The sequence below is a fragment of the Saccharopolyspora ipomoeae genome (assembly GCF_029952525.1).
GTDB lineage: Bacteria > Actinomycetota > Actinomycetes > Mycobacteriales > Pseudonocardiaceae > Saccharopolyspora > Saccharopolyspora ipomoeae.
In genome coordinates, this window is the sequence record NZ_JASAOF010000010.1 from 152,609 (window position 1) to 169,812 (window position 17,204).

Sequence of the window (17,204 nt, forward strand, 5' to 3'; positions counted from 1 at the left end):
CGATTCAACACCTCGGACCCGGCAGACATCGCACACTGACGCGCCCCGATGCCGTTATGAAGCAGGTCACGTCCGGAGGTAGCAGTTGACTGTGCACGAGGACGCGCGGGCGATCCACGACGAGCTGATCGCGCTGCGCCACGAGTTCCACCGGGAACCCGAGGTCGGGCTGCGGTTGCCGCGAACCCAGGAACGGGTTCTGGCCGCGCTCGACGACCTCCCGCTGGAGATCAGCACCGGGCGGGACACCACCTCGGTGACCGGCGTGCTGCGCGGCGGCGACGGGCCGACCGTGCTGCTGCGCGCCGACATGGACGCGCTGCCGGTCCGCGAGCGCACCGGGCTCGACTTCGCCTCGCGGACCGGCGACACCATGCACGCCTGCGGCCACGACCTGCACACCACGATGCTCATCGGCGCGGCCCGGCTGCTGAGCGCGCACCGCGACCGGCTGGGCGGCGACGTGGTGCTGATGTTCCAGCCAGGGGAGGAGGGCTGCGACGGCGCGCGGATCATGGTCGACGAGGGCGTGCTGGAGGCCTCCGGACGCCGGGTGGACGCCGCGTACGGCATGCACGTGTTCTCCTCGAACGCGCCGCAGGGCCTGTTCGTCACCCGGCCCGGCACGATGCTCTCGGCGTCCGACGAGCTGCACGTGGAGGTGCGCGGCACCGGCGGGCACGGATCGGCGCCGCACCGGACGCAGGACCCGGTGGCCGCGATCAGCGAGATGATCACCTCGCTGCAGACGATGGTGACCCGGCAGTTCGACATGTTCGACCCGGTCGTGCTCTCCGTCGGTTCGCTGCACGCCGGAACCGCGGTGAACGTCATCCCGGAGGTCGCGACCTTCGGCGCCACCGTGCGCACCTTCTCGCCGGAGTCCCGCGAGCGGATGCGGGAGCGCTCCGCCGAGGTGCTGCGCGCGGTGGCCGCGGCGCACCGCGTCGACGTCGAGGTCGACTACCGGCCGGGATACCCGCCGACCAGCACCGACGCCGAGGAGACGGCCTTCGCCGACCGCACCATCCGCGAGCTCTTCGGCGAGGAGCGGCAGCAGACCCTGGTGAACCCGCTGTCGGGCTCGGAGGACTTCTGCCGCGTGCTCGACGAGGTGCCCGGCAGCTTCATCGGCCTCGGCGCGGTTCCGGAGGGCATCGACCCGGACTCCGCCGACTACAACCACTCGCCGACAGCGCTGTTCGACGACGCGGTGCTCGCCGACGGCGCCACCGCCTACGCCGAACTCGCCCTGGCCCGCACCCACGTGGGGAGATGATCATGACCAACTCCGTGCCCCGGCCGGTGCGCCGCAAGGCGGTGCTCGCGGCTTCCATCGGCAACTTCATCGAGTGGTTCGAGTTCGGGCTCTACGGGTTCTTCGCCGCCGCGATCGCGGCGAACTTCTTCCCGGGCAGCAACAGCCTGATCGCCACCTTCGCCGCGTTCGGCGTGTCGTTCGTGCTGCGCCCGCTGGGCGCGCTGATCTTCGGCCACTACGGCGACCGGATGGGGCGGCGCACCACGCTGTCGATCTCCATCATCGGCATGTCGGTGGCCACCTTCATCATCGGCCTGCTGCCCACCTACGACGGGATCGGCCTGGCGGCTCCGATCCTGCTGGTGATCGCCCGCGTGGTGCAGGGCTTCTCCGCGGGTGGCGAGTTCGGCGGCGCGACGGCGTTCATGGTCGAGTACGCGCCGCGCAACCGGCGCACCTTCTACGGCAGCTGGCAGATGTTCACCCAGTACGCGGCCACGCTCGTGGCCACCGTGATCGGCGCGCTGCTGTCGCTGGCGCTGACGCCCGAGGCGCTCACCGAGTGGGGCTGGCGGATCCCGTTCCTGATCACCCTGCCGCTGGGTGCGATCGGGCTGTACCTGCGGCTGAAGTTGGACGAGACCCCTGAGTTCCAGGCCGAATCCGCCGAGGACAGCGGCGCTCCGCTGCTGATCACCCTGCGGGAGCACTGGCCCAACGTGCTCAAGGTGATCGGTCTGATCATCTCCGGTACGACGTGCACCTACATGGTCCAGGCGTTCTGGCCGGCGTTCCTGGTGAAGAACCTGCACATCCCGCAGGTGGACATGTTCAGCGCGATGCTGGTGGGCATCGCCGCGCTTCTGCTGACCTGCCCGGCCTGGGCGCTGCTGGCCGACCGCATCGGACGGCGCAAACCGTTCCTGATCGCCACCCCGCTGGCGCTGATGGCGCTGGCCGTGCCGATGTACCAGCTGATCCTCTCCGGCGAGTTCGCGCTGATCACGCTCGCGTACGTGCTGCTGGGGCTGCTGATGGCGCCGAGCCTGGCGGCGATCTCCACGGCGATCGCCGAGGCGTTCCCGACCAAGGTGCGCTACAGCGGGCTGTCGCTGGCCTACAGCGCCGCGGTGTCGATCTTCGGCGGATCGACGCCGCTGATCCTGTCCACGCTCGTGGAATCCACCGGCAACCCGATGGCCCCGGCCTACTACCTCATCGGAGTCGCCGCGGTCTCGGTGCTGTCGGCGGTCCTGCTGGCCGACACCGCCCGCGCACCCGCACCGGTGGAGGCCGTGCCCGCCTGACGCGCCGGTCGTCCCGCCGAGCTTGGCGGGAGCGCGGTCGGCAGTGGACGATCGGGGCATGGCCGGTGAGTACGAACGGGACATGAACTACGTCAAGACGCGGATCACCGCGGACGGGCGGGACGGATATCCGGTGGAGCCCGGGCGCTACCGCTTGGTGGTGGCCCGGGCCTGCCCGTGGGCGAACCGCGCCGTCATCGTGCGGCGGCTGCTCGGGCTGGAACCGGTGCTGTCGATGGGCATCGCCGGTCCCACCCACGACCAGCGCAGCTGGCGCTTCGACCTCGACCCCGGCGGGCGCGATCCGGTGCTGGGCATCGAGCGGTTGCAGGAGGCGTTCCTGGCGCGCTTCCCCGACTACGCCAAGGGCATCACGGTCCCGGCGATCGTCGACATCCCCAGCGGTCAGGTCGTCACCAACGACTTCCCGCAGATCACGCTCGACCTGTCCAGCGAGTGGCGCGAGCACCACCGGCCCGGCGCACCCGACCTCTACCCGGAGGACCTGCGCGGCGAGATCGATGAGATCGGCGACCTGGTGTTCCGGGTCAACAACGGCGTCTACAAGACCGGTTTCGCCCGGACCCAGGGAGCCCACGAGAAGGCCTTCACCGACCTTTTCGAAGCCCTGGACCAGCTCTCCGACCGGTTGGCAGGGCAGCGCTACCTCGTGGGCGACACCATCACCGAGGCCGACGTGCACCTGTTCCCGACGCTGGTGCGGTTCGACGCCGTCTACCACGGGCACTTCAAGTGCAACCGGCACAAGATCACCGAGATGCCGGTGCTGCGGGACTACACGCGAGACCTGTTCCAGACACCGGGTTTCGGCGACACGATCCACTTCCCGCAGATCAAGGAGCACTACTACGTGGTGCACCGCAACCTCAACCCGTCCGGCATCGTCCCGGCAGGTCCGGACTTGTCCGACCTCCTGCACCCGCACGGCCGGGACCGCTTGGGCGGCCGCCCCTTCGGCAACGGCACCCCACCCGGCCCGCCGCCTGAGTCCGAGCGCGTCCCGGACTTGGTGTGAGGGTCCGGCATCGGGACAGTTTTAGCCATAATTGTCCGGACAAAACGGACATTGATCATGGGTGATTATGGCTAAAACCGTCCCGCTGCCCAGGACTCAGCTCTTGAGGTCGGGGAACTGGTCGTCGCGCCACTCGGTCGGGTGCGTGCTCTCGTCCTCCTCGCGGGCGCGGAGCTCCACGCGGCGGATCTTGCCGGAGATCGTCTTCGGCAGCTCGAAGAACTCCACCCGCCGAACCCGCTGGTACGGCGCGAGGTGCTCGCGCGCGTAGCGCAGGATCTCGAACGCCGTGGACTCGTCGGCCTCGTGCCCGGGCGCGAGCGCGATGTAGGCCTTGGGCACCGCGAGCCGCACCGGGTCCGGCGCCGGGACCACGGCCGCCTCCGCCACCGCCGGGTGCTCGATGAGCACCGACTCCAGCTCGAACGGGCTGATCTTGTAGTCGCTGGCCTTGAACACGTCGTCGGTGCGCCCGACGTAGGTGATGTAGCCGTCGGCGTCGATCGTGGCGACGTCACCGGTGTGGTAGTAGCCGTCGGCCATCGCCGCGTCGTTGCGCTCGGAGTCGTCGCGGTAGCCGGTCATCAGCGACAGCGGCTCCTGCGAGAGGTCCAGGCAGATCTCGCCCTCCCCGGTGCCCGCCACCGGCTGACCCGTGGCCGGGTCGACCAGCACCACCGGCACGCCCGGCAGCGCGCGGCCCATCGAACCGGGCCGCACCTCCGAACCGGGCGTGTTGGCGACCTGCGCGCTGGTCTCGGTCTGCCCGAACCCGTCCCGCAGCGTCAGCCCCCACGCGCGCCGGACCTGGTCGATGACCTCCGGGTTGAGCGGCTCGCCGGCCCCGATGACCTCGCGCAGCGTCCCGGGGCGTTCGCCGAGGTCGGAGTTGATGAGCATCCGCCACACCGTCGGCGGCGCGCAGAACGTCGTGACCTCCTGCTCCCGGAGCCGTCCCAGCAGCATCGCCGGGTCGAAGCGGCGGTAGTTGACCACCAGGATCGTGGCCTCGGCGATCCACGGCGCGAAGAAGCACGACCACGCGTGCTTGGCCCAGCCGGGCGAGGAGATGTTGAGGTGCACGTCGCCGGGCTGCAGGCCCAGGAAGTACATCGTCGTCAGGTGCCCGACGGGGTAGGAGATCTGGGTGTGCTCGACGAGCTTGGGCCGCGACGTCGTGCCGGAGGTGAAGTAGTACAGCAGCGGGTCGCCCGGAGCGGTCCCCGGGTGATCCACCGGCGAGGCGGGCAGCTTCGCGGCCTCGCGCAGGTCGGCCCACCCGTCGGCCGGGCCGACGCTGATCCGCCCGTAGTCGCCGGGCACCTCGGCGAACTTGCCCGTGTCCTCGGCGTTGGCGATGACGTGCTCGGCGCCGCTGCGCGCGATCCGGTCGATCAGCTCGGCGGGCCCGACGGCGGTCGTGGTCGGGACGATCACCGCGCCCAGCTTCATGATCGCCAGCATCGACTCCCACAGCTCGACCTGGTTGCCGAGCATGAGCACCACCGGGTCGCCCTGGCGGACGCCCCGGTCGGACAGCCACGCGGCGAGGCGGTCGGAGGCGGCGGCCATCTCGGCGAAGCTGCGCCGCAGCTCGGAGCCGTCCTCCTCGACGATCACGAGCGCGGGGTGGTCGTTGCCTCGTGCGATCGCGTCGAACCAGTCGATCGCCCAGTTGAACCGGTCGCCCAGCTCCGGCCAGCGGAACTCGGTGACCGCCCGCGCGTGCTCACCGCGCAGCCCCAGGAGCTGGTCGCGACTTTCCCGGTAGGCGCCGGTGACGTCCATGCGGATCCCCTTCGAGTGCGACGACGCTGTCGGTGAGCAGGGTGCACCGACCACCGGGTCGGACACTACCCACACATGGGGGTAGCGCGATCGTGTGCTCACCGGATATTCCAGCGTGATGCACCGGCGGGGAGGGCGCATGGACGACGACGTCGCGGCGGCCGAGTGGATCGATCGGCTGCTGCCGGAGCGGCTGCGCTGGCTGGCGCGTTCGACCGGCATCCCGGTGGTGTTCGGCGGCGGCACGTCGACGACACCGGAACGCCTGGTCATCGGCCGGTTGCGTGGCACGTTCGGGACTGGTTTGCGCGGTCTGGAGGTCGGTTCCGGCAGCGGCTTGGGCGGCCGGGTGCTGCGGGACCGCGCCGCGCACCGGGTCGAGGACTACGCCCGCACCGCCGACATCACCCACGAGTATGACCCGATCGTGGTCAGCCAGGAGCGGCTGACGTCGGTGTTCGCCCTGCCGATCACGATCGGCGAGTCGGTCCGCGGCGTCCTCTACGGCGCCGCCCGCGACCACCGGCCGGTCGGCGACCGCGCCCTGCGCACGGCCGAGGTCGCCGCCGCGCAACTCGCCCGGGACGTCGAGGAGCGCCTGCGCCCCGATCCGGGCCTGGCGGGTGATCCGCTGGCCGAGCTCGCCGCCGTCATCGCCGAGACCGGGGACGACGCCCTGCGCGCCCGCCTCACCCGCATCCACCGCCGGCTCGCCGGCGACGACGCCGCTCCGGCGATCACCCTCGCACCCCGCGAGCTCGAAGCCCTCCGCCTGGTGGAGATCGGCGCCTCCAACGTCGAGATCGCCGCCCGCCTCGGCCTCAGCCCCGAGACGGTCAAGACCTACCTCCGCAACGCCACCCGAAAACTCGGAGTCCGAAACCGCACAGCAGCAGTCCACGAAGCCCGCAAAGCGGGTCTTCTGTAGTGCGGGGGCCGATTCCGATCAGAACCGGTCCTGGCTCGATCATTCCGTTTGCGTCCCGTCGATGACCTGTGCGGGGAGTGGCCGCTGTCGCAGCGCTGCTGCGAGTTCGTCGAGCACCTCGGCCGTGGAGTCCCGATCGGCTCGGGTGCACTGGTGGCCCGCGAGTTGGTAGGCGACCTCGTCGAGGAGCCGTTGGGTCTTGCGGACCAGCACCGCGAGTCGGCGTTCGGGCGTCATCGCCGACTCCAAGCGGACGCGGTCGTCGCACCGGGAGCGCCGACCTCGTCCAGCGCATGGCCCGATGCGCGCGAAGCGACGTGCGTCGTCACGCCGTGGGTCTGCTCTCCGAACTCCACCAATACCTCGGGTGGTTGAGCATGCCGGTGAACCGCTGGGACGCTTCGAAGGTTCACCTGGATCGAGCAGCGGTGCTGGCTCTGGAAGCCGACGACGCGCACCGGTTGGTGACCGCACTGAGTCCAGGCGCACCGCGCGATGCGACAGGACGACCTGACTGCCGCTACCGCAGGCCGGATCAGACGATCGGTGCGGTCGCATGAGTGGGGACAGTTTTCATGAAAACTGTCCCCACACCTAGGGCCACGGGACTCCCCTGAGGGGGCTCCGTCCCCAGGAGAGACGAAGTTTTCATGAAAACCTCCCGTCCTGAGACAGAGCGCAGTTTTCATGAAAACTTCCCCCACCCACGAGACGGGTCACATGTGGCGTCCGCCGGTGACTTCGAGGACCGCGCCCGTCATGTAGCTGGACATGTCGCTGGCGAGGAAGGTGGCGACGTCGGCCACTTCGTCCGCCGTGCCGGTGCGGCCCATCGGGATTTCCGCGAGCTTCTGGTCCTTGACGTGGTCGGGCATCACTTCGGTCATCGGGGTTTCGATGAAGCCGGGCTGGATCGCGTTGACGCGGACGTTCTTGGACGCGACTTCCTTGGCGGCGGCCTTGGTGAGGCCGACGATGCCCGCTTTGGCGGCGGAGTAGTTGGTCTGGCCGATGAAGCCGACCTTGCCGGAGATCGACGACAGGTTGATGATCGAGCCGCCACCTGCTTCGCGCATGATGCCCGCGGCTTGGCTGGTGCCGTTCCAGCAGCCGCGCAGGTGGACTCGGATGACCTCGTCGAACTGGTCCTCGGTCATCTTGCGCATGGTCGCGTCGCGGGTGATGCCGGCGTTGTTGACCATGATGTCGAGCGAGCCGAAGCGGTCGGTGGCGGCGTCGAGCAGTCGGGACACGTCTTCGCTGGAGGTGACGTCGCAGCGGATTCCGAACGCCTCGGTGGGCAGGGATTCGGCGGCGCCGCGGGCGGTGTCCTCGGCGAGATCACCGATGACGATTCGGGCGCCGTGCGAGGCGAACCGGCGGGCGATGGCCAGACCGATGCCCTGGGCGGCTCCGGTGATGACGGCGGTGCGTCCGGACAGCATGGGTTTCCTCTCTGCGGGAGCGGTGGTCACGACGTGCGCTTCTGCTCGGCGCGGACCAGGCCGCCGCCGATGATGAGGCGCTGGATCTCGCTGGTGCCCTCGTAGAGCCGCAGCAGCCGGACGTCGCGGTAGAGGCGTTCGACGGGGACTTCGCGCATGTAGCCGGTGCCGCCGTGGATCTGCACGGCGAGGTCGGCAGCTCTGCCCGCCATCTCCGTGCAGTACAGCTTCGCCGCCGACGGGGCGATGCGGCGGTCTTCGCCGGTGAGGTACTTGCGGGCGGCGTCGCGGACGAGCGCCTGCCCGGCCATGACCCCGGTCTGCTGGTCGGCGAGCATGGCCTGGACCAGCTGGAAGTCCCCGATCGCGGTCCCGCCCTGGGTGGCGGTGGCGGCGTAGGACACCGACTCGTCCAGGGCCCGCTGCGCGCACCCGACGGCGAGCCCGGCGATGTGGATGCGGCCCCGCGCCAGCGAGGTCATGGCCGCCCGGTAGCCGACGTCCCCGTCGGAGCCCACCAGCGCCTCCGGGCCGACCCGGACCTGCGAGAACGTCACCGACGCGGTCCGCGAGCCCTCTTGACCCATCTTCGCGTCGTGGCCGCTGACCTCGATGCCCGGCGTATCACCCGGAACCAGGAACACCGCGATGCCGTTGCCGGTCTCCGGTGCCGGTCGCATCCGCGCGAAGACCACGAACAGCCCGGCTTCGGTGGCGTTGGTGATGAACTGCTTGCCGCCGTCGATGGTCCAGCCGTCGCCGTCGGCCGTGGCGGTGGTGCGCAGCCCGGCCGGGTTGGACCCGGCGCCGGGCTCGGTGAGCGCGAACGACGCGACGACCTCACCGGAGGCGATGCGCGGCAGCCAGCGGGCCTTCTGCTCGTCGGTGCCGAAACCGACCAGCACCTGACCGGCGATGCCGTTGTTGGTGCCGAACATCGACCGCAGCGCCAGCGAGGTGTAGCCGAGCTGCATCGCCAGCTCGACGTCCTGCACCAGGTTCAGGCCGAGCCCGCCCCACTCCTGCGGGATGGCGTAGCCGAACAAACCCATCTCGGCGGCTTGCGCCCGCAGGTCCGCGGGGATCGCGTCGGCGTTCATGATCTCGGTCTCGCGCGGCAGCACACGACTGCGCACGAAGTCCGAGACCTGCGCCAGAACGTCCCGGAAGACGTCATCGGGAACTTCGGTGTCCATCCCCCCACCGTCGCTCACGGATCACCCGGAGTCCATCCGACCGGGCCGGAATCCCGCGACGATGAGCGCGCTGAGCACCAGCGGCAGCGAGGCCCACAGCGCCGCCGCGGTGTAGCCGCTCTGGGCGGGGAGCAGCGTTCCGCTCGGTGTGGCGGTGGTCAGCAGCAATCCGGCCGTGGCGCTGCCGGTGCTGAAGCCGATGCTGCGGGAGATCTGGTTGATCGACAGCACGCTGGCGGTCTCGCCGTGCGGAACGCCGGTCAGAACGAGTCGAGGCATCACCGACGAGATGCCTCCGACGGCGAAACCGAGCAGCGCGATCGCCCCGAGCACCAGCGGCAGCGACTGGTCGGCGACGGCGAACAGCAGCGCGGCGGCCAGGGCGATTCCCGTCGAGAGCGCGTAAGTTCCGCGCTCGGCAAGGCGTGAGACCAGCGCGGGCTGGGCCTTGCCCGCCGCGAACCCCAGCAGGGAGAACGGGATCAGCGCCGCACCGGCCGCCACACTGGGCAAGGCGAACCCGTAGTGCGCCCCTGCGGGCGTTTGCACGTAGCGGGTGAGCAGGCTGAACAGCAGGTACAAGCCGATCCCCGCGATGAGCATCGCCAGGTTCGCGCGCAGCACCGGGCCTCGAACGAGCAGGCGCAGGTTCACCAGCGGATCCGGGGTGCGCAGCTCGATGACCGCCCAGCCGACGAGAATCCCGGCCGAACCCGCGAGAACACCTCCGGCCGGCCAGGGCGGGTCCCACATCGCCGGTTCGGCCACGACGAGCAGGACGCCGAGCGTGCCGAGCGCGAGGAGCGCGGCACCGGGGACGTCGATGCGGGGCCGCGCGCCGGGCGCCTCGACCGGCAACGCGCGCCAGGCGATCACCAGGGCTGCGGCGGACAGCAGGAACCCGAGACCGTAGGCAGCGCGCAGTCCCGCGACCTGGTCGAGGAGGCTGATCACGGGGTAGCCGACACCGATTCCGACGGTCGAGGCGACCGACAGCGCCGCGATCGTCGATCCCGAGCGTTCGGGCGGCAGGTGCGCGCGGGCGACGCTCATCAGAAGTGCACCCACCGCCACTCCGAGCCCCTGCAGACCACGGCCGATCATCAGCGCGGCGAAGGGGAGGGGCAGCGCGGTCAGCAGCCCGCCCACCACGACCAGGGCGAGCGTGATCAGGATCGTGATTCGCCGGTACGGCCCGCTGCCGAGCCTGCCCAGAACCGGACCGGCGATGGCGCCGGTGAGCAGCGGCACCGTCAACGTCCACTGGGCGGCGCTCAACGACACGTGCAACCCGGTGGCCACCGGAGTGATCAGCGGCGCCCCGACGCTCCCGATGACCGCCCCGGCCAACGCCGTGGCCACGAGGGACCGGCTCAGCCTCGTGGTGCCTTCACCGCTCACCGGTTCGCCTCGGTCGTGACGTGTTCGAACAGGCCAGCCCGGATCCCGCGGGTGCTGGCAGACGCGGTTGACAAGCTACCAGTTGCTCACCACCCGCTAAACCTGCTCGCTGCCGGTCTTGCGGGCTCGGGTGGCTTCTCGGGCTGCTTCGTTGGCGTTGCCGGTGGTGGCCGCTCTGGCGGCGAGTTCCCTGTAGGTGAGGGGGTTTCGTTCGAAGTGGCCTTCGTGGGCTGCGATGGCTTCCTTGCGGGTGCGGTGCTCCGGGTGGCGGGACTCGAAGTCGCGGCGGGTTTCCGCTGCGCGGCGCCAGTGGGTGATCGTGTCGCGGTCGCCGTTGTTGAGTCCCTCCCAGGACTTCGGGGTCGCGGACAGGTCCGGCGGTGGGGCGGCTCGGCCGTGCATCGCCGGCGACGGCGGGCGGCGTCGGGTCGTCGTGCCGCAGGCCGGGCAGGGCGGAGCGGGGGAGGACCACGACGGGACCCTCCGCTCGAAGGTGATGCCGCAGGTGCAGGTGTAGTCGTACATCGGCATGGCTGCTCCTCCAGGAGACCGGTCGGCCCCGCGCGCGGGGCCGACCGGGAAGCGCGTCAGGTGTAGTAGTTGCCCGGGCCCGTGCGGAGCTGGGTGATCTGCTCCGGGTCGTGGCCGTAGATCACCTGGGCGTTCGTGCGCTCCTGGATGCCGCGGATCTTCTCGGCCGACTCCAGCCACGCCACCGAGTCGTAGACGATGCCGGCGCCGATCGCCGGTGGGCCGTAGGACTCCTTGCGGTACAAGGCATCCGAGGCGAAGATCATCGTCCCGCTGTCGGCGAGGTCCACCTGCAGGCTCATCGTGCCCCACGTGTGGCCCGGTGTGCTCAGCAGCGTGACGCCCGGCAGCAGCTCGGTGTCGCCGCGGACCGTGTCGAGCTCCAGGCCGTCGTAATCGGACTTGATGTGGGCGCCCTTGTTGTAGCCGTCGAAGGAGAACGCGCCCTCCTTCTCCCGCTCGTCGACGAGGATCTTCGTGCCCGCGCGCTGCCAGAACTTCGCGTTGGCGGCGTGGTCCATGTGCAGGTGCGACAGGACCAGGTAGTCGATGTCGCTGGGCTCCAGCTTCAGCTGCTTGAGGCGGGAATCCAGCCACTCCTCCTCGGGCACCGTGTCGACCGGGAAGAACTGGTCGAGGCCCGTCGGGCCCCAGCGGTCCTCCCAGTCGCGGGGCACGCCCGCGTCCCACATCAGCTTCTGGCCGTTGGGATGTTCCAGGTAGACGACGTGGGTGGGCACCGGGACCCAGTCGCGCTGCTTCGACGGTTGCGCCTGGGTGGCCATCCGGGACGGGTCGATGAGCAGCCACGTGAGATCGGCGTGCATCGTTCCGGTCGGGATGATGGTGACCTTGATCTTGTCGTTGTCGGACATGCCGAACCTCCCTCACTCGTGCACGATCACGCCTCGGATGAGCTTGCCCGCCTTGAGGTCCTCGTAGCCCTCGTTGACCTGGTCGAGGGTGTAGTTCTTGGTGACGAGCTCGTCGAGCTTGAGCCGCCCGGAGTTCCACAGCCGCAGCAGCTTCACGATGTCGTACTGCGGGTTGCAGGAGCCGAACTGCGCGCCCCGGATGACCTTCTCGTTGCGGGTGAACATCGCGCTCGGCAGCTGGATCGTCAGGTTCTCCGGGTTGGCCTGCCCGACCACCACGATCGTGCCGCCCTTGCCGACGATGTCGAACGCCTGCCGGACCACGACCTCGTCCATCACCCCGACCGTCAGGATCGCCTGATCGGCACCTTCGCCCCAGGTCAGCTCGTTGACCTTGGCCGCGGCCTCGTCGGCGTCGGCGAAGACGTGGGTCGCGCCGAGTTCGAGCGCGGTCTTGCGCTTGAACTCCACCGGGTCGACGACCACCACGTACTTGGCGCCCGCGTAGGCCGCGCCCTGCACCGAGTTGATGCCGACCCCGCCGGAGCCGTAGATGACCGCCGTGTCGCCGGCCTTCACCCCGCCCGCGTTGACCGCCGAACCCCAGCCGGTCGGCACGCCGCAGCCCGCCAGCACCGCCACCTCCAGGGGCAGCCACGGGTCGACCTTCACCGCGGAGCGGGCCGGGATCGTGGCGCGCTCGGAGAACGTGCCGAGCATGCACATCCCGCCCAGATCGCGGCCGTCCCGGTGGAAGCGGAAGGTCCCGTCCGGCATGTGGCCCTTGAGGATGTTCGCCCCGAGGTTGCACAGGTTCGAATGCCCGGAGGCGCAGTAGCGGCACACCCCGCAGCTCGGCATGAAGCTGCACACCACGTGATCACCCGGCTCGACGTGCGTCACGCCGGGACCCACGGCCTCGATGATCCCGGCACCCTCGTGACCACCGACGATGGGATATCGGGGTGAGTCGCCGTAGACGCCGTCGGTGAGGTGCAGGTCCGAGTGGCACAGCCCGGAGGCGGTGAACTTGATCTGCACCTCGCCGACGCGCGGCTCGTCGACGTCGAGTTCGACGATCTCGAACTCCTTGCTTCCTTCTTCCAGGACTGCAGCACGGGACTTCATCGGCCACCTCTGCGGATTCGGACGGAACGAGTGGGACGGGCTCTGAATGCGCTCGGGATCCAGCCCGCACGCGCGCCGGCCGGTGGGACGGGCGGGATCGAGGGCTGGACGGATCAGCTGGCTCCGCACACCGGGACATCACGCCTGGATATGTACGGCCAAAACTCGGTCAGTTTCACTCCGGCCTTGTCGGGTGTCAAGGTAGCAGCGCGAAAGCGACTTGTGCCAACGCAGTTCAGCCCTTCGGTTGGGCGTTGACAGGCCGCGTTCGGGCTCGCACGATTGGCCGTACATTCTTCCGGTCTCGGTGAGCCCGGAACCGGCCCGCGCGGCGTGCGCTGCGCACGATCGGGAGCGCGGATGGACTCGACCGCTGAGGCGCTGGCGCGGTGGGCGCACGAACTCGACCCGGACCCCCACGACCTGGCGCTGGCGCGGCGCTCGCTGCTGGACACCCTCGCGGTCACCCTGGCCGCCCGCGACGACGAGCTGGTGCGGCTCTCCGCCGAGCTGCCCGACGCGGCGCGCTGGGCGGCGGTCGGGCACGTGCTGGACTTCGACGACCTGCACGTGGAATCGACCACCCACATCAGCGTGGTGTGCGTGCCCGCGACCTTGGCGGCCGGTGGTGACGCCCGCGCCTACCTGGCCGGGGCCGGGGTGATGGCGCGGATCGGGGTGGCGCTGGGCTGGTCGCACTACAGCAGCGGCTGGCACGCCACCTGCACGGCCGGTGCACCGGCCGCCGCGGTGTGCGCCGGGGTCGCGCTCGGGTTGTCTGCCGAGCGGCTGGCCACGGCGATGGCGCTGGCCGTGCCGGCGGCCGGGGGCGTGCAGCGGGCCTTCGGCACCTCCGGCAAGTCGCTGCAGGTCGGCTTCGCCGCCGAGGCGGGGGTGCGGGCCGCGAGGTTGGCCGCCGCGGGCGCGACCGCCGACCCGACGGCGCTGGACGCCTGGTTGCGGCTGGTCGGAGGCGACCCGGACCGGGTGGACCTCTCCGGTCCCGCGGTGCCGGGTGGGCTGGCGATCAAGATGTTCCCCTGCTGCTACGCGCTGCAGCGCCCGATCAGCGCGCTGCGCGAGCAGCTCCCCGACGTCGAGGCCGCGACCGTGGAGGAGGTCCGGGTGCGCACGCCCGCCGGGACCGTTCAGCCGCTGATCCACCACCGGCCGAGCACCGGGTTGCAGGGCAAGTTCAGCATGGAGTACGCCGTGGCGGCGGCGCTGCTCGACCCGCACCCCGGATTCGCGAGCTTCACGGACGAGGCCGTGACCAGGGCTGAGGCCCAGCGGCTCGTTCGCCAGGTGACGGTGGACGAAACACCGGGTGGTGACTGGCTCCTCGACGGTCGGGTCGAGATCTCGGTGCGGCTGCGCGACGGCACGCGCCACGCGGCCGCGCTGGAACTCCCGCCGGGATCACCCGGGCGCCCGCCGTCCGACGAGGACCTGACCGCCAAGATCACCGACTGCGGAGCCGGATCACTGCTGTCCGATGTGGACTGGTGCGGTGCCGCGCCGCTGCTCGCCGAACACCTCCCCGGAACCGAGAAGAAGGAACCCGCGTGAGCTCCCTGAGCGAAGAAGAGCAGGCGATCGTCGACACCGTCCGCGACTTCGTCGACCGCGACGTGCGTCCCGCGGCCCGGGACCTGGAGCACGCCAACGACTACCCCGAGGAGCTCATCGAGCAGATGAAGCGGCTCGGCATCTTCGGCCTGGCGATTCCCGAGCCATACGGCGAGGTCGCGGTGTCCGCGCCGTGCTACGCGCGGGTCACCGAGCAGCTCGCACGCGGCTGGATGAGCCTCGCCGGGGCGATGGGCGGGCACACCGTGGTCTCCAAGCTCATCCACACCTTCGGCACCGAGGACCAGAAGCAGCGCTACCTGCCGAAGATGGCCACCGGCGAGATCCGCGCGACGATGGCGCTGACCGAACCCGGCGGCGGCTCCGACCTGCAGGCGCTGACCACCCACGCGCGCCGCGACGGCGACCACTACGTGATCAACGGGTCGAAGACCTGGATCACCAACGCCCGCCGCTCGCAGCTCATCGCCCTGCTGTGCAAGACCGATCCCGCGGCCGAGCCCCGGCACCGGGGCATCAGCATCGTCCTCGTCGAGCACGGTCCCGGGCTGACCGTCTCCCGCGACCTGCCCAAGCTCGGCTACAAGGGCGTGGAGAGCTGCGAGCTGTCGTTCACCGACCACCGGGCACCGGTGGAGGCGCTGCTCGGCGGCGAGGAGGGGCGCGGGTTCGCGCAGATGATGAAGGGCCTGGAGATCGGCCGCATCCAGGTCGCCTCGCGGGCGCTCGGGGTGGCGCGGGCCGCGCTCGACGACGCGCTGCGCTACTCGCAGGAGCGGGAGAGCTTCGGCAAGCCGATCTGGAAGCACCAGTCCGTCGGCAACCACCTCGCCGACATGGCCACCAAGTACAGCGCCGCCCGGCAGCTGGTGCTGCACGCCGCCGAGCGCTACGACAGCGGCGAGCGCTGCGACATGGAAGCGGGCATGGCCAAGCTGTTCGCCTCCGAGGCCGCGATGGAGATCGCGCTCAACGCCGTGCGGGTGCACGGCGGCTACGGGTACTCCACCGAGTTCGACGTGGAGCGCTACTTCCGGGACGCGCCGCTGATGATCGTCGGCGAGGGCACCAACGAGATCCAGCGCAACGTCATCAGCTCCCAGCTGATCGCCCGCGGCGGGCTCGACCCGTGACCGGGACGGCGCCGCCGGGGAGCTGACACAATCACCGGTGAGTCCACGGGTGCGGCGAGGTGGGATGAGCAGCAAGGAGCAGACCGGTCAAGCGGCGTACAAGGTGCTCGCCCGCGAACTGCGGGAGGCGATCCTGCAGCGCCGCTACGTCGACGGCACGCGGCTGCCCACCGAGGCCGAGCTCGCCGCCGAGCACCAGGTCAGCAGGCAGACCGTGCGCCGCGCGTTCCACGACCTGGTGGCCGAGGGCATGGTCTACCGGGTACCGGGGCGGGGCACGTTCGCCGCGCCCCGCGAGGGCCAGTACCTGCGGCAGTTCGGGTCCATCGAGGACCTGATGGGCCTGTCGCTGGACACCCAGCTCGAGGTGCTGCGACCGCTGCACCGCCGGGTCGACATCGACGCCGCCAGCCGCCTCCGGCTCGACAGCGACGCCGTGCACACCGTGGTGTTCCGCCGCACCCACGACGGAGAGCCGTTCTGCCACACCGCGGTTCACCTGCACCCGGCCGCCGCGGCCGTGCTCGCCGACGTGCCGGAGCTGACCGAGAGGGGCGCGGTCAGCGACGCCACCATCATCGGCCTGCTCGACACCCGGTTGTCGAACCCCATCGCCGAGGCCGAGCAGAGCATCACCGCGGCTGCCGCCGAGAAGCACCTGGCGGACGCGCTGGGCTGCACCATCGGCGACCCGCTGCTGCGCGTGGACCGCATCTACCTGACCACCGACCAGCACCCGGTCGAGCTGGCCATCAACCACTTCCTGCCCGAGCAGTACTCCTACCGCGTCAAACTCCGCCGCAGCACGCACTAGTCGCGCGACGCGTCTGATGTCGAGGGCGGCCTCGACCTTCTGGCGCAGGATCTTCTCGCCGTGCGCTCGGGCGAGCTGCACGGCAGGCGCCGGCGGCAGGAGCTTCAGCGGTGCGAGGCCGTCACCGGATGCGGTGCAGGCGGATCGCGGAGATGAGGAAGAAGATGCCGCCGAGGGTCGCGTACCCGGCGACCCCGCTCAGCGACGCATTCGGGCTGTCGGCCGTCAGGATGAAGCCGCCGCCTGCAGCGGTGGAGAGCCCGCCGCTGAGGATCATCGCCCACTGGCCGCCGAGCCGGTGGCGCAGGATCGCGACGACGAGCTGGACGATACCTGCCGTGATCGCCCACAGCCCCCACACCCGCAGCACGCCGGGGATCCCGGACGTGGACGCGACGACGAGCCCGATCGCCGCGAGCAGGCTCAGCGCCATGTTGAGGTACAGCGGCGCTTTCGCGCGGGTGGTCCCGGAGGAGCGGAAGTCGATCACAGCGGCCGCGACGTCGAACAGCGGGTAGACCACGAGCAGGGCGATCACCGCAGGGCCGGTGGTCTCGGCCGTCGCGAGAACCAGGGCGGCCCAGGCCGCGGCGAATCCGAAGCGCGCGTAGTAGAGCGTTCGCAACGACCTGAGGCCGCGCGAGGCGTCCGGCGTCGGGCTCGCGCCCTGGGCGAGGGTTGCTTCAGGAGAACGGGACATCGGGTTGATCCCCTCGGAGTGGAGCACGTAGATAGAACGATCGGTCTCATTCAGCGTGGACCTGTGCGCCC

At 70.4% G+C, this 17,204-nt stretch carries 16 protein-coding genes; 7 read left to right on the forward strand and 9 right to left on the reverse strand.

The genetic code is table 11. The annotated features are described in order from the left end of the window. Positions 1–85 precede the first annotated feature (85 nt). The 3 genes from QFW96_RS17425 to QFW96_RS17435 are packed head-to-tail and all read left to right on the forward strand — an operon-like array spanning position 86 to position 3,604. A complete protein-coding gene (locus QFW96_RS17425) occupies positions 86–1,279 on the forward strand; it encodes a M20 metallopeptidase family protein (RefSeq protein ID WP_281456726.1) in 1,194 nt (397 codons plus the stop codon). A gap of 2 nt (positions 1,280–1,281) precedes the next feature. Continuing rightward, complete coding sequence (locus QFW96_RS17430; protein WP_281456727.1) at positions 1,282–2,568, forward strand: MFS transporter; 1,287 nt, start codon at positions 1,282–1,284, stop codon at positions 2,566–2,568. A 58-nt stretch (positions 2,569–2,626) separates the two neighbouring features. Beyond that, a complete protein-coding gene (locus QFW96_RS17435) occupies positions 2,627–3,604 on the forward strand; it encodes a glutathione S-transferase family protein (RefSeq protein ID WP_281456728.1) in 978 nt (325 codons plus the stop codon). Positions 3,605–3,700: 96 nt separating this feature from the next. On the opposite strand, the gene QFW96_RS17440 is transcribed toward QFW96_RS17435, so the two are convergent. Next, entirely contained in the window at positions 3,701–5,392 is a 1,692-nt protein-coding gene (locus QFW96_RS17440; protein ID WP_281456729.1) for an AMP-binding protein, read from the reverse strand. Positions 5,393–5,531: 139 nt separating this feature from the next. Here QFW96_RS17440 and QFW96_RS17445 point away from each other — a divergent pair, with 139 nt between their 5' ends. Next, on the forward strand, positions 5,532–6,320 hold the full coding sequence (locus tag QFW96_RS17445; RefSeq protein ID WP_281456730.1) for a LuxR C-terminal-related transcriptional regulator: 789 nt from the start codon (positions 5,532–5,534) through the stop codon (positions 6,318–6,320). A gap of 39 nt (positions 6,321–6,359) precedes the next feature. On the opposite strand, the gene QFW96_RS17450 is transcribed toward QFW96_RS17445, so the two are convergent. The 7 genes from QFW96_RS17450 to QFW96_RS17480 all read right to left on the reverse strand — a co-directional run bounded on the left by QFW96_RS17450 (position 6,360) and on the right by QFW96_RS17480 (position 12,896). Next, a complete protein-coding gene (locus tag QFW96_RS17450) occupies positions 6,360–6,557 on the reverse strand; it encodes a hypothetical protein (protein WP_281456731.1) in 198 nt (65 codons plus the stop codon). 479 nt (positions 6,558–7,036) lie between these two features. Beyond that, the gene (fabG, locus tag QFW96_RS17455; RefSeq protein WP_281456732.1) at positions 7,037–7,765 is read right to left on the reverse strand and encodes a 3-oxoacyl-ACP reductase FabG; all 729 of its coding nucleotides are present in this window, start codon (positions 7,763–7,765) and stop codon (positions 7,037–7,039) included. Between the two features lie 26 nt (positions 7,766–7,791). Beyond that, the gene (locus QFW96_RS17460) at positions 7,792–8,961 is read right to left on the reverse strand and encodes an acyl-CoA dehydrogenase family protein (RefSeq protein WP_281456733.1); all 1,170 of its coding nucleotides are present in this window, start codon (positions 8,959–8,961) and stop codon (positions 7,792–7,794) included. A 21-nt stretch (positions 8,962–8,982) separates the two neighbouring features. Further along, positions 8,983–10,362, reverse strand: coding sequence for an MFS transporter (locus QFW96_RS17465; RefSeq protein ID WP_281456734.1), 1,380 nt, complete (start codon positions 10,360–10,362; stop codon positions 8,983–8,985). A gap of 96 nt (positions 10,363–10,458) precedes the next feature. Further along, positions 10,459–10,893, reverse strand: coding sequence for an FmdB family zinc ribbon protein (locus QFW96_RS17470; protein ID WP_281456735.1), 435 nt, complete (start codon positions 10,891–10,893; stop codon positions 10,459–10,461). Between the two features lie 56 nt (positions 10,894–10,949). After that, positions 10,950–11,768: an N-acyl homoserine lactonase family protein gene (locus tag QFW96_RS17475; RefSeq protein WP_281456736.1), complete on the reverse strand. Its 819-nt coding sequence runs from the start codon at positions 11,766–11,768 to the stop codon at positions 10,950–10,952. 12 nt (positions 11,769–11,780) lie between these two features. Then, the gene (locus QFW96_RS17480; RefSeq protein WP_281456737.1) at positions 11,781–12,896 is read right to left on the reverse strand and encodes an NDMA-dependent alcohol dehydrogenase; all 1,116 of its coding nucleotides are present in this window, start codon (positions 12,894–12,896) and stop codon (positions 11,781–11,783) included. Positions 12,897–13,256: 360 nt separating this feature from the next. Between QFW96_RS17480 and QFW96_RS17485 the strand changes: the two genes are divergently transcribed. The 3 genes from QFW96_RS17485 to QFW96_RS17495 all read left to right on the forward strand — a co-directional run bounded on the left by QFW96_RS17485 (position 13,257) and on the right by QFW96_RS17495 (position 16,433). Beyond that, a complete protein-coding gene (locus QFW96_RS17485; protein WP_281456738.1) occupies positions 13,257–14,465 on the forward strand; it encodes an MmgE/PrpD family protein in 1,209 nt (402 codons plus the stop codon). Next, entirely contained in the window at positions 14,462–15,619 is a 1,158-nt protein-coding gene (locus QFW96_RS17490; protein WP_281456739.1) for an acyl-CoA dehydrogenase family protein, read from the forward strand. The genes QFW96_RS17485 and QFW96_RS17490 overlap by 4 nt, the downstream gene beginning before the upstream one ends. Before the next feature lie 64 nt (positions 15,620–15,683). Next, positions 15,684–16,433: a GntR family transcriptional regulator gene (locus QFW96_RS17495; protein ID WP_281456740.1), complete on the forward strand. Its 750-nt coding sequence runs from the start codon at positions 15,684–15,686 to the stop codon at positions 16,431–16,433. Positions 16,434–16,554: 121 nt separating this feature from the next. Here the strand turns inward: QFW96_RS17495 and QFW96_RS17500 are convergent, their stop codons facing one another. Next, positions 16,555–17,133, reverse strand: a complete 579-nt coding sequence (locus tag QFW96_RS17500) for a hypothetical protein (protein ID WP_281456741.1) — start codon at positions 17,131–17,133, stop codon at positions 16,555–16,557. Between the last annotated feature and the right edge of the window lie 71 nt (positions 17,134–17,204).